Here is a 13,140-nt window from a genome sequence, read left to right as displayed (position 1 = left end):
TCATTCCGCTTGTGCTTGTCCCTGTTCCCCCCCCCCCCCCCCCCCATCCCCCCCCCCCCCCCCCCCACCACACCCCCCCGCGTCGACCCCGGCGCCGGTCAGCGTACGCGCACCCCGATGAGGCAGGTGTCGTCGTCGGTGTCCGCGTTGGTGTACCGCAGCAACAGGTCGAGTTGTCGCTCCAGGTCCGGCGACTGCCCTCCGTCGTAGGGCCGTTGGGCGATGGCCAGCAGGTTGTCCAGGGAGGTCTGGACCGAGCGGTCCCTGCGCTCGATGAGGCCGTCGGTGTACATCATCAGGGTGTCGCCGGCCTCCAGCCGGAGTTCGGCCTCCTCGTACTCGGCGTCGTCGAGGGCGCCCAGGAGGATCCCGCCGACGGTGGGCAGGGCGCTGGCACTGCCGTCCCGGATGAGGACCGGGGGCAGGTGGCCGGCCCGGGCCCAGCGCAACTGCCGGGTCTCGGGCTCGTAGAGGCCGCAGACGGCGGTGGCCGTGACGTTGTCGGTCAGGTGGTGGGTCACCGTGTTCAGCCAGGTCAGCAGCTGGGCGGGTCCTGCGCCGGTGGCGGCCAGTCCGCGCAGGGCGTTGCGCAGGGCGACCATGCCGGTGGCCGCTTCGATGCCGTGGCCGGCCACGTCGCCCACGCACAGCAGCACCTGACCGCTGGGGAGCGTGACGGCGTCGTACCAGTCGCCGCCGACCACGTGGTCCTTTTCGGCCGGGCGGTAGCGCACGGCGACGCGAAGGTCGTGGAGATCCCGGGGGCCGCGGTTGGGCGGCATGATGGCGTGCTGGAGCTGGAGGGCGAGGCGGCTGCGTTCGGCGGCCTGCTCCTCGGTCTGGGCGAGCTGGTCGCGGGTGGCGGCCAGCGCCACCTCGGTCCAGTGCTGGGCGGAGACGTCCTGGTAGGCGCCGCGGACGGCGGTGAGGCGGGAATCGTCGTCCAGCACCGGTTCGGCGACCACGCGGATGTGGCGGGCGACGCCGTCGGGCCGGCGGAGGCGGAAGGCCGTCGAGGCGGGCCGCCGGTGGTGCAGGAGGGTGCGCAGGAAGCGCCCGATGGAGTGCTCGTCGTCCGGGTGGGCGTGGGCGGCGAGTTGCTCCAAGGGGATGGGCTGCGCCGTGGGGGGCAGGCCGTGGAGGTCGTAGAGCGTGTCGTTCCAGGCGATCTCGTGGGTGAGGACGTTCTCCTCGAAGCCTCCGATGCGCCCCAGGCGCTGGGCGTGCTGGAGGAGCCTGGCGACCCTGGGCATGCCTTCGTCCAGCTGCCAGACGACGACGACGTGGTCGCCGGACCGGGAGATGCTGACCTTGGCGTCGGTGGCGAGCGGGACGCCGTCGACGACGGCGGCCAGTCGCATCCGGTCGGCGCGGAACGGCTCGCCGGTGGCGAGGACGTGTTCCACCTTCTCGCACAGGCCGCCGGGCTCGGCGGCCAGGGGGTAGGCCTCCAGGAGCGGGTAGCCGACGACAGCACTGCGCGGGCGCCCGGCGAAGTCGACGAACCTCACGTTGACGTGGCGGATGCGGAACCCGACCTGGTCCGGCGTCGGGCCGGGCATCGGCTCCAGGACCATGCACGGGTCGTTCAGCCCGTCGGTGAGTTCCAGGAGTTCGGTCAGCCGGGGGGCGACGGCCGGTTCGGCCGGGCCGTGCTCCGGCGTGTCACCGCCTTCGAGGACGGTGGCGCACAGGGTGGCGAGGACCTCGAACTGCCGCTGCACGGGTTGGGGCTGCTCGGGCAGCGGATCGGCCCAGCAGATCTCCAGGGCTCCGATGATCCGTCCGCCGGAGCCGGAGGGCACGACGACGCGGCCGCCGGTCAGTTCGCGCTGCCCGATGGAGGGCAGCGCGGCGCCGGCGAGGGTCTCGTAGCGGGTGAGGGCCCGGTGGTCGAGCGCCTGCCGGGCAGGGGTGGGAACCCCGGGCGGTACGTAGCGCCACCGGCCTGACTCGTCGGCGGCGAAGCCGGCGCTTCCGGCCAGGGACAGGGACTGGTCCGGGTGGGCCGCCCAGATCGCCACCGCCGAGGCGCCGAGCGGGCGCAGCGCGTGCTCAAGGATCGACCGGGCCACGGCGTGGGCGTCCTGGCCGGTGAGGGCGCTCGCCTCCGCGGTGCGCAGCCGCAGGCCCACGGACGGGGAGGCGGGCCGGGACACGGCGTCGACGAAGTCCCGGGCGAGCTCGGCGATGTGGTCACGGGAGGCCTTGTTGACCAGGTCGGCGGCCAGTTCGAGGGGCGTGATCCGGGCCTGTTCGGCCAGGCCCTTCAGCTGGCCGGCCGCCTCGGCGGGGCCGCAGCCCAACCGCTCCACCAGGACGCCGGTGGCCATGTCGATCAGGGCCTTGCCTTCGGCCTGGGTCTGCGCGTGCCACAGTTCGCGGCGCAGCCGCTCGACCACGTCGGCGAGGCGGCCGAGGGATGCGGAACGGGGCGGGTCGCCGTCGGGCCGGCGCCGGGCGTCGTCCGCGGGCGGCCGGCCCGGCACCCGCCGGTTCGGCAGGCGGTCCGCGGCGGCGTCCGGCTGCTCGCCGGTGCTGCCGAGCTCGGGGATGCTGAGCACGCTGGTTCCTCGGTGTACGGGTGGGGGCGGGTGGCCGGTGCGAGCGGGCGTCAGGGCGCGAGCTGCTGCTTGATGCGGGCGATCAGGTCGCTCGCGTCCACCGGTTTGGTGACGTAGTCGGAGGCACCGGAGGCCAGGCTCTTCTCGCGGTCGCCGACCATCGCCTTGGCGGTGACGGCGATGATCGGCAGGTCGGCGTGCTCGGGCATGGCGCGGATGGCGGCGGTGGCCGCGTAGCCGTCCATCTCGGGCATCATGACGTCCATCAGGATCACGTCGATCTCGCCGTGCGCGGCGAGCGTGTCGAGAGCGGCCCGGCCGTTCTCGGCCTGGAGCACCCGCCCACCGTGCAGTTCGAGGATCCCGGTGAGGGCGTAGAGGTTGCGGTCGTCGTCGTCGACCACCAGGACGGTGCGGCCCGCCAGCGCGTGGTCGGGTTCCTGGCCCGCGGCGGCCGGAGCCGCTTCCGTGCGGACCAGCGGGAGCACGTCGCCGGGCTGGTCCGCGCTCAGGTGCAGGGCGATCCGCTCGCGCAGCTCGTCGAGGCTGGAGATCAGCTCCAGCGGCTGACCGGCCGCGTACGCCTCCAGGGCGCTCTCCTCCTCGCTCCCCAGCCGGCGGTTGTGGTGGGCCAGCACCGGTACGCCGTGCAGTCCCGCGTCCCGGGTCATCTCGTCGAGGAAACGCATCGCGGCGCCGTCGGGCAGGTCGACTTCGAGGACGACGCCGTGGCAGGGCGTGGTGGCCAGCGCCGCCGCGGCTTCCGAGGCTCCGACCGCGGTGATGATCTCCACCGCGGACCGCGGGGCGCCGAGGTCCGCGTGACCGGCCAGGTCGCTGACGGCGCTCTCCGCGACCAGCGACAGCAGGCCGTGGGGTCGTTCCTCGACCACCAGCAGCCTCTTGGGCTGGGCGGGATCGGTGCCCCGCGTGGCGGTTTCGACCGGCTCGAGCGCCTCCGGCGCGGCGGGCCCCTCGAAGGAGCCGGGCTGCGGCGGCTCGCCGCCGACCTGGACGCCCGGCTCGGCGAAGTCGGGGCGGGCGGCGGGCAGGTAGAGCGTGAACGTGCTGCCCTGGCCGGGGGTGCTCTCGGCGGTGATGACGCCGCCGAGCAGGAAGGCGATCTCGCGGCTGATCGACAGGCCCAGGCCGGTCCCGCCGTACTTGCGGCTGGTGGTGCCGTCGGCCTGCTGGAAGGCGCCGAAGACGGTCTCCAGGTGCTGGGGGGCGATGCCGATCCCGGTGTCCACCACGCGGAAGGCGACCACGGGGCCGCCGCGGCGCGCCGCCTCGGGCGCCTGCGACTCCTCGACGGTTTCGATGCGCAGCTCGACGCTGCCCTTCTCGGTGAACTTGACGGCGTTGGAGAGCAGGTTGCGCAGGACCTGGCGCAGCCGGTACTCGTCGGTGAGCAGTTCGGCCGGTACGGCCGGTGCGGTGTGGACGCCGAAGGCCAGGCTCTTCTGGCTGGTCATCGGCCGGAAGGTGGCCTCGACGTAGTCGAGCAGCTTGCGCAGCGGGACGCGTTCGGGGTTGACGTCCATCTTGCCGGCCTCGACCTTGGACAGGTCGAGGATGTCGTTGATGAGCTGGAGGAGGTCGGAGCCGGCGGAGTGGATGATGCCCGCGTACTCGACCTGCTTGGCCGTCAGGTTCCGGGTCGGGTTCTGGGCGAGCAGCTGGGCGAGGATGAGCAGGCTGTTGAGCGGGGTGCGCAGTTCGTGGCTCATGTTGGCCAGGAACTCCGACTTGTAGGTGGAGGCCAGGGACAGCTGGTGGGCGCGCTCCTCGAGTTCCTGGCGGGCCTGTTCGATCTCCAGGTTCTTGGTCTCGATGTCCCGGTTCTGCGCGGCCAGCAGCTCCGCCTTCTCCTCCAGCTCCGCGTTGGAGGCCTGCAATTCCTCCTGACGGGCCTGCAGCTCCTCGGAACGGGCCCGCAGTTCGGCGGTGAGGCGCTGCGACTCGCCGAGGAGTTCGTCGGTGCGGGCGTTGGCGACGATGGTGTTGACGTTGACGCCGATCGCCTCCCGCAGCTGTTCCAGGAAGTCGCGGTGGACCTCGGTGAAGCGGTGCACGGTGGCGAGTTCGATCACGCCGAGGACCTGCTCCTCGACCACGATCGGCAGCGCGACCAGGCAGACGGGCTCGGTGCGGCCCAGGCCGGAGGTGACCTGGACGTAGCCGGGCGGCAGCTCGTCGACGGCGATGGTGCGCTTGCTCCGCGCGGCCTGGCCGACGAGCGACTGGCCGAGCCTGAACCGGGTGCTGGCGCTCTCGTCCGGGTGGGCATAGGAGCCGATCAGGTTCAGGTAGGTCCCCTCCCCGGTCTCCTCGGCGAGGTAGAAGGCGCCGTACTGGGCGCCGACCAGCGGGGTCAGCTCGTCCATGATCAGCTCGGCGACGACGGCGAGCTCGCGCCGGCCCTGCATCAGGCCGGAGATGCGCGCGAGGTTGGACTTCAGCCAGTCCTGGTCCTCGTTGGCGCGGGTGGTCTCGCGCAGCGACTCGACCATGAAGTTGATGTTGTCCTTGAGGTCGGCGACCTCGCCGGAGGCGTCGACGGTGATCGAGCGGGTCAGGTCGCCGGCCGCGACGGCGCTGGTGACCTCGGCGATCGCCCGGACCTGCCGGGTGAGGTTGCCGGCCAGCTCGTTGACGTTCTCGGTGAGCCGCTTCCAGGTGCCGGAGACCCCCTCGACCTCGGCCTGGCCCCCGAGCCGGCCCTCGCTGCCGACCTCCCGGGCGACCCGGGTGACCTCGGCGGCGAAGGAGGAGAGCTGGTCGACCATGGTGTTGATGGTCGTCTTGAGCTCGAGGATCTCGCCGCGGGCGTCGACGTCGATCTTGCGGGTCAGGTCGCCGTTGGCGACGGCGGTGGTGACCTGCGCGATGTTGCGGACCTGGCTGGTCAGGTTGTGCGCCATGAAGTTGACGTTGTCGGTGAGGTCCTTCCACGTCCCGGCGACGTTCGGCACCCGGGCCTGGCCGCCGAGGGTGCCCTCGGTGCCGACCTCCCTGGCCACGCGGGTCACCTCGTCGGCGAAGGCCGAGAGGGTGTCGACCATGGTGTTGATGACACCGGCCAGCGCGGCGACCTCGCCCTTGGCCTCGACGTTGATCTTCTGCGACAGGTCGCCCTTGGCGACCGCGGTGGCGACCTGCGCGATGGAGCGGACCTGCCCGGTGAGGTTGGAGGCCATCACGTTGACGTTGTCGGTGAGGTCCTTCCAGGTGCCGGAAGCCCCCCGCACGGTGGCCTGGCCGCCGAGGTTGCCCTCGGTGCCGACCTCGCGCGCCACGCGGGTGACCTCGTCGGCGAAGGCGGAGAGCTGGTCGACCATCGTGTTGATGGTCTCCTTCAGCTCGAGGATCTCGCCGCGGGCGTCCACCCGGATCTTCTGCGAGAGGTCGCCCCGGGCCACCGCGGTCGTCACCTGGGCGATGGAGCGGACCTGCGCGGTCAGGTTGTCGGCCATGACGTTGACCGACTCGGTCAGGTCGCGCCAGGTGCCCGACACGTCGCGGACGTCGGCCTGGCCGCCGAGCCGGCCCTCGGTGCCGACCTCGCGGGCGACCCGGGTCACCTCCCCGGCGAAGGCGCTCAGCTGGTCGACCATCGTGTTGATGGTGTCCTTGAGTTCGAGGATCTCGCCGCGGGCGTCCACGGTGATCTTCTGCGAGAGGTCGCCCTTGGCGACCGCGGTGGCGACCTGGGCGATGGAGCGGACCTGCGCGGTCAGGTTGCCGGCCATGAAGTTGACCGAGTCCGTGAGGTCCCGCCAGGTGCCCGCGACCCCGGGCACCTGCGCCTGGCCGCCGAGCCGGCCCTCGGTGCCGACCTCGCGCGCCATCCTGGTCACTTCGTCGGCGAAGGCGGAGAGCTGGTCGACCATCGTGTTGACGGTGTTCTTCAGCTCCAGGATCTCGCCGCGGGCGTCCACGGTGATCTTCTGGGACAGGTCGCCCTTGGCGACGGCCGTGGTCACCTGGGCGATGTTGCGGACCTGGTCGGTCAGGTTGCCGGCCATGAAGTTGACCGAGTCCGTGAGGTCCCGCCAGGTGCCCGCGACGCCCGGCACCTGCGCCTGGCCGCCGAGCCGGCCCTCGCTGCCCACTTCGCGGGCGACGCGGGTGACCTCGTCGGCGAAGGCGCTCAGCTGGTCGACCATCGTGTTGACGGTGTTCTTCAGTTCGAGGATCTCACCCCGCGCCGCGACGTCGATCTTCTGCGAGAGGTCGCCCTTGGCGACCGCGGTGGCGACCTGGGCGATGTCCCGGACCTGGCTGGTCAGGTTGCCGGCCATCGCGTTGACCGAGTCCGTCAGGTCCTTCCAGGTCCCCGACACGCCCGGCACCTCGGCCTGGCCGCCGAGCCTGCCCTCGGTGCCGACCTCCCGTGCCACCCGGGTGACCTCGGAGGTGAACAGCGCGAGCTGGTCGACCATCCCGTTGAAGACGGTGGCGATCTCACCCAGCAGACCGTCCGCCTCACCCGGCAACCGGGTGCCGAAGTCCCCGTCGCGCACGGCCGTCAGACCCGCCAGCAACTGACGCAGTTCCGGCTCGCCCACCTGCGCCGACGGAGGAGCCGACGGAGCCCGCCGCTGCGGAACGGTCGTGGACTTCGTCGAACCAGCCATCGAACGCCTCCTGTGTAGAACGCCCGGCCCCGAGGCTGGTGCGCCGTGTCAGTGCGCCTGCACGTCCGGCGAATCCCCCCGAAGGTGAACGCACCGGCCAGGAGGCTACCCCAGCCCTTGTCCGGCCGCGAACCGCACCCGCCTCGGCGCCGGACGCCCCGCACACCCCACGGCCGCAGGCCGGGTGCCGCGTCCGGGGCGGGCCCCCGATGCCGGACGTGTCGGGGGACCGGCGTTCGGCCGGGCCGGAACGGGTCAGGTGCCCGTAGGCGGGGAACCCTGGGCGCCCTCGGCCGCGGGCGGGCGGAAGGCGACGCGGATGTCCTCGCACGGCTTGAACGCGGCCGCGGTGGCGTACGAGATGTAGGCGCGGCGGTCCGCGCCGCTCAGCGGAGCGTCGTCGGTGAAGGGGGCGGTGATGCCGCGCGGCCACAGGCGCCGGGTGCGGACCGCCGTGCTCTCCGCGCAGACGACCAGGACGAGGGCGCCCAGGTAGATCCAGGCCATCAGGCCGAGCACGATGCCGAACAGCCCGTACGTGGCCGTCGCCCCGCGCAGCACGTGCCCGACGTAGTAGGTGCCGACCCCCAGGAGCACCTGCCAGGCCAGCGCGGCGGCCAACGCCTCCGGCCACAACGGGCGGACGCGGAGGTGACGCCCGGTCAGCAGTTTGAACCCCAGCAGCAGCAGCGCCGTGTCGAGGGCGACCGAGGCCGGGACGCCTCCGGCCCGCACCCCCCACTCCAGCCAGGCGGGCAGGTCGTGTGTCGTCGCCGTGACGGCGGCCGACGCGCCGGACGCGCCGACCGCCAGGGCCAGCAGCCCCAGCAGGGCGAGCCCGCGCAGCCGGGCGGCCACGGCCGTGGGGCGGCGGTGCTGCGGCACGGCCCACACCGTGTTGAAGGCGTTCTGGATGGCCTGCGCCACGCCCAGCGCCCCGTAGAGACTGCCCGCGACGCCCACGCAGAGGGCGAAGCCGCTGCCCTGGAAGGAATGGACGTTGTGCGCCACCTGGTCCCCGATGACGGGGAACTGGCTGAGCGCCGAGTGCAGCACCTCCTGCTGCAGCCGCACGTCCCCGCGCAGCGCGAAGCCCAGCACGGTGACCAGGAGCAGCAGCATCGGGAAGAGCGACAGGAAGCCGTAGTACGTGATCAGGGCGGCCAGGTAGGTGCCCTGATCGTCGATGAACTTGTAGACCACCCCGAGCGCGAAAGCCACCCGGCGGTGCCGCCGTTGGTACGCGTCGAGACTGCCGAGCACACTCATGGAGCACCATCCCCGTAGGAGGGCGGACACACCTCGGTCGGCGGGCCGCCAGGGCAGGCGGCCCGCCGACCGGGCCGAAGGAACCGGCCGTCAGCCGCGCCGCCGACGGACCACGAGGACGACGAGCACGCCGACCGCCAGCGCCCCGGCGCCGACGGGTGCGAGCCGTCGGCCGGCCGCCACCGGCCGTCCGGCCGCCGTCCCGACCGCGGCCCGGCTCCGGCGGGCGGCGCGCCGCACCGTGTCGAGGGTGGAGTGGGCGGCGCGGTCCGTCACCGGGCCGTGGAGCGCGTGCTCCAGTCGCGCCCCGACGGTCTCCGCGGCGCCGCGGAGACCGGCGATGCCGGCCCGTGCCGTCTCGCGGGTGTGCGCACGACCGGAGCGCAGGGCGCCTGCGGTGGTCGTGGTGATGCTGTCGAGTGAGCTCATGGCGGCTGATTCCTTCCGGTTGACGGAGTGTGGGCTGCGGTGCCCGGGTGCGCATCGCCCCGACGCGTCCCCCGCGGAGCCGTGGTCCGGGCGCGGGTGGATTACCAGCGGTACCAGCGGCCGCGGCTGCCGGAGGCGCCGGTGCCGCGGGCGACGAAGCCCAGCAGCCAGACGACGAGGACGGCGACGGCGACCCACCAGAGGATTTTGACGGCGAAACCCGCTCCGAACAGGAGCAGGGCCAGCAGGAGTACGAGGAGAAGGGGAACCATGGCGAAGGACCTCCAAGTCGCTTGGTGGACTTCGGCTTCCCCGAACCCGCCCGGGCATTCCAGCGACTTTCCGCGTTCGTGCGGCACAGGTGCGCCGCCGTGCCGCGGCGCGGTACGCCCGTGGGCCGCCGGAAGGAATGGTCCGCCCGGATCGGGGCAGCAGGGGCCCTGACAGCTTCGACGAACCGGAGGTCGGTATGAGTGCCAGCGACAAGATCGAGAACGCCGCGGAGAAGGCCAAGGGCGTGGTCAAGGAAGGCGTCGGGAAGGCGACCGGCAACGAGCGGGTGGAGGCCGAAGGCAAGGCCGCCCAGGTGAAGGGTGACGTCAAGCAGGCGGCCGAGAAGATCAAGGACGCCTTCAAGGACTGACCTCGACCGCCGTGGTGGTGGCCCCGCCGGACGCCGGGGCCACCACCACCGTCATGCCGTCATACCGCCGGGGCACGCGGGGACGGACCGGACGCCGGTCACGGACGACACGGCCCCGGTGCGTTCGTGCGCCCTGGGCGTCCGCGAGCGACGCCGGTGGACGGCCTGGACCGAGCTGCGCACCGCCCGCCCCCGCGACGCCGGACCGCGCCGGGGTGTCCGGGGCGCGGGGACACGGCGGCACGGGCGGCGCGGGCCACCAGGCGCCGGCCGGACATGGGCCGGGCATGGCCGGGCATGCCCGGAGACGCGCGGGGAAGACGAAGTCGCCGAACTCGTGTCGTAAGCCCTGGAGGCGAGGATGACCTTGTCGATGGTGTTGCTCCTGGTCCCGCTCGCACTCGCGATGCTGCTGGCCGCCACCGGACCGTCGTCCGGCCACCGCCGTCGTTCCGCCCGCCCCGCCGCGGGCCGGGCGGGGCGGGGGGTCCAGCGGTCGCGTCACGCGCGCCCGCGCTGCTGAACCGCCCAGGGGTCACGTCCGCACGGACGCCGTGCCGACGTGACCGCGGGCTCCGCACGCCCGTGTCCTCGCCGCGCGACCCGCGCGGCGAGGACACCGTGCTGCGCGACCGGGCCCGGTCCGGCGCCCCGGGCGTGTAACCTGTCATCCGAACGACGACACAACGTCGGTCAGCGGAAGGACGACAGGATGGCACCGCAGGACAACGCCCCCGCCGGGACGGGCCCCGCGTCGTTCCTGGCCGCCGCCTCCGCCCTGCACACGATGGACGCCGCCGCCCGCACCGCCCGCCGTGCACCCCGGGACGACGCGGGCCGGAACGACCCGCAGCAGGCCCTCGCCGCCCTCATGACGCTGCGCCGCCTGCGCGAGGAGCTCGCGGGCTGGGAGACCGGCCTGATCGAGACCGCCCGCGACGCCGGGGCCACCTGGGCCGACCTCGCCGAACCGATGGGCGTGCAGAGTCGCCAGGCCGCCGAGCGCCGCTACCTGCGGCTGCGTCCCGACGCCGATGTCGGTACCGAGGCCGGCAGCACCGGTGAGCAGCGGGTCCGGGCGGCCCGTGACCGGCGCGCCGCCGACCGCGCGGTGACCACCTGGGCCCGGGACAACGCGGCCGAGCTGCGCCGCCTCGCCGGACAGATCGGCGCCCTGGACGGCCTCACCGCCCAGGCGGCCCCCGCCGTGGCCCGCCTCCTGGCGGCGCTGGGCCACCACGACCCCGCCCGGCTGCTCGGTCCGCTCGCCGAGACCCGACCCCACCTGGCAGCGGACCACCCCCAGCTCGCCGACCGCCTCGACCGGCTCGCCGTCCGGACCGACCGGCTGCGCGCCGACAGCGACCGCCGGCGCCGCAGACCCCCGGCCCTGCCGTGACCCGCAGGCCGTCGACCGCCGCGGTCCGAGCGCGGAGCGCCCCGGCGGCACCCGATCCGATCCCCACCCGTTCCCCACTCCCGAAGGAGACGCCCCCCCGTGGCCAGCCCGACCCAGACGCTGGAGTTCCAGGCGGAGACCCGCCAGCTGCTGCAGCTGGTGATCCACTCGATCTACTCGAACAAGGACATCTTCCTGCGCGAGCTGATCTCCAACGCCTCCGACGCCCTGGACAAGCTCCGCCTGGAGTCCCTCACCGACACCGGCCTCGGCGTCGACACGTCCGACCTGCACATCACCCTGGAGACCGACCGGGACGCCCGCACCCTGACCGTGCGGGACAACGGCATCGGCATGACCCGCGAGGACGTCGTCGACCTGATCGGCACCATCGCCAAGTCCGGCACCGCGAGCCTGCTGGCCAAGGTCAAGGAGGCCAAGGACGCGGAGGCGGCGCAGAGCCTGATCGGCCAGTTCGGCGTCGGTTTCTACTCGGCGTTCATGGTCGCCGACAAGGTCACCCTGCACACCCGGCGGGCCGGCACCGAGCAGGGCACCGTGTGGGAGTCCGACGGCGAGGGCAGCTACACGATCGCGGACGCCGACGACCTGCCGGTGGGCACCTCGGTCACGCTGCACCTCAAGCCGGCCGACGGCGAGGACGGTCTGGGCGACTACCTGGCCGGGTGGAAGATCCGCCAGATCGTCAAGCAGTACTCGGACTTCATCCGCTGGCCCATCCGGATGGCCCCCGAACCCGCCGCCACCGGAACCGGCACCGAGTCCGGCGCCGAGGCCGGCACCGAGGACGGGGACGCGGGCGCCCGCCGGGCCGAGCCGGAGACGCTGAACTCGATGAAGGCGCTCTGGGCCCGCCCGCGCAGTGAGGTGACCGAGGCCGAGTACAGCGAGTTCTACCAGCAGATCAGCCACGACTGGCAGCCCCCGGCCGAGACCATCCACATGCGCGCCGAGGGCACCTTCGAGTACGAGGCGCTGCTGTTCGTCCCCGCGCACGCCCCGTTCGACCTGTTCTCCCGCGACACCAAGCGCGGGGTGCAGCTGTACGTCAAGCGCGTGTTCATCATGGACGACTGCGACGCGCTGATGCCGAACTACCTGCGCTTCGTCAAGGGCGTCGTCGACGCCCACGACCTGTCGCTGAACGTCTCCCGCGAGATCCTGCAGCACGACCGGCAGATCACCGCCGTGCGCCGGCGCCTCGTCAAGAAGGTCCTCGGCGCGCTCAAGAACATGCAGGCCAACGACACCGAGGCCTACCTCTCGTTCTGGGAGCAGTTCGGCCGCGTCCTCAAGGAAGGCCTGTTCGAGGACCGCGACAACACCGACGCGCTGCTGGAACTGGTCAGCGCCGCCTCGACGAACGACCCGGAGAAGCCGACCACGCTGCGCGAGTACGTCGCGCGGATGAAGGACGGCCAGGACACCATCTACTACCTGACCGGCGAGAACCGGGCGATGGTGGAGAACTCCCCGCACATGGAGGCCTTCACCGCCAAGGGCTACGAGGTGCTGATCCTCACCGACCCCGTCGACGAGGTCTGGACCGACCAGGTCCCCGCCTTCGACGGCCACCGCTTCCAGTCCATCGCCAAGGGCCGGGTCGACCTCGACGACGACACCGACGGCGAGGGCGGCGAGGAGGCCAAGAGCGAGAAGGCCCGGCGCGAGGAGGACTTCGCCGCCCTCCTGCCCTGGCTCCGCACGGTCCTGGCCGAGCACGTCAAGGACGTCCGCCTCTCCACCCGCCTGACCACCTCCGCCGCCTGCCTGGTGGGGGACGCCCACGACCTGACTCCCACGCTGGAGAAGATGTACCGGGCGATGGGCCAGGAACTCCCCGCCGTCAAGCGGATCCTCGAACTCAACCCGACCCACCCCCTGATCACCGCGCTGCGCGAGGCGCACGGGGCGAACGCCGACGACCCGGCGCTCGCCGAGATCGCGGAACTCGTCCACGGCAGCGCCCTGCTCGCCGAAGGCGGCGACCTGCCCGACCCGGCCCGCTTCACCCGCCTCCTGACCGACCGCCTCACCCGCACCCTGTAAACCGCTCGCGGTTTCCGACCCGCGCCGGGGGGGGGCGCCGGGAAGAGGGGGGGGGGGGGGGGAGGGGGTCTGGTTGAGGGCGGGGGGGGGAGGAGGGTTGTTATCCCACAAGTATAGGAGGGGGGA

8 protein-coding genes are annotated in these 13,140 nt (G+C 72.9%); 3 read left to right on the top strand and 5 right to left on the bottom strand.

The window, feature by feature from the left end; genetic code table 11:
- Positions 1–98 precede the first annotated feature (98 nt).
- The 5 genes from ACZ6Y7_RS37565 to ACZ6Y7_RS37545 form a co-directional block, all read right to left on the bottom strand.
- Positions 99–2,555: a SpoIIE family protein phosphatase gene (locus ACZ6Y7_RS37565; RefSeq protein WP_465762481.1), complete on the bottom strand. Its 2,457-nt coding sequence runs from the start codon at positions 2,553–2,555 to the stop codon at positions 99–101.
- A 59-nt stretch (positions 2,556–2,614) separates the two neighbouring features.
- Positions 2,615–7,204 (bottom strand): HAMP domain-containing protein, encoded by a 4,590-nt coding sequence (locus ACZ6Y7_RS37560; protein WP_465762470.1) that lies wholly within the window; start codon positions 7,202–7,204, stop codon positions 2,615–2,617.
- 255 nt (positions 7,205–7,459) lie between these two features.
- Positions 7,460–8,473, bottom strand: a complete 1,014-nt coding sequence (locus ACZ6Y7_RS37555) for a YihY/virulence factor BrkB family protein (protein ID WP_465762469.1) — start codon at positions 8,471–8,473, stop codon at positions 7,460–7,462.
- A gap of 90 nt (positions 8,474–8,563) precedes the next feature.
- Positions 8,564–8,902 (bottom strand): hypothetical protein, encoded by a 339-nt coding sequence (locus ACZ6Y7_RS37550; RefSeq protein ID WP_465762468.1) that lies wholly within the window; start codon positions 8,900–8,902, stop codon positions 8,564–8,566.
- 101 nt (positions 8,903–9,003) lie between these two features.
- A complete protein-coding gene (locus ACZ6Y7_RS37545) occupies positions 9,004–9,174 on the bottom strand; it encodes a hydrophobic protein (RefSeq protein ID WP_465762467.1) in 171 nt (56 codons plus the stop codon).
- Positions 9,175–9,371: 197 nt separating this feature from the next.
- Between ACZ6Y7_RS37545 and ACZ6Y7_RS37540 the strand changes: the two genes are divergently transcribed.
- The 3 genes from ACZ6Y7_RS37540 to htpG all read left to right on the top strand — a co-directional run bounded on the left by ACZ6Y7_RS37540 (position 9,372) and on the right by htpG (position 13,014).
- The gene (locus ACZ6Y7_RS37540) at positions 9,372–9,545 is read left to right on the top strand and encodes a CsbD family protein (protein WP_465762466.1); all 174 of its coding nucleotides are present in this window, start codon (positions 9,372–9,374) and stop codon (positions 9,543–9,545) included.
- 712 nt (positions 9,546–10,257) lie between these two features.
- Positions 10,258–10,944 (top strand): type III effector protein, encoded by a 687-nt coding sequence (locus tag ACZ6Y7_RS37535; protein ID WP_465762465.1) that lies wholly within the window; start codon positions 10,258–10,260, stop codon positions 10,942–10,944.
- A 99-nt stretch (positions 10,945–11,043) separates the two neighbouring features.
- A complete protein-coding gene (gene htpG / locus ACZ6Y7_RS37530) occupies positions 11,044–13,014 on the top strand; it encodes a molecular chaperone HtpG (RefSeq protein ID WP_465762464.1) in 1,971 nt (656 codons plus the stop codon).
- Positions 13,015–13,140: the final 126 nt, after the last annotated feature.

The organism is Kitasatospora sp. NPDC053308, assembly GCF_055585785.1.
The sequence above is the reverse complement of the archived record's forward strand: the minus strand, read 5'-3'. Positions and strand labels throughout refer to the sequence as shown.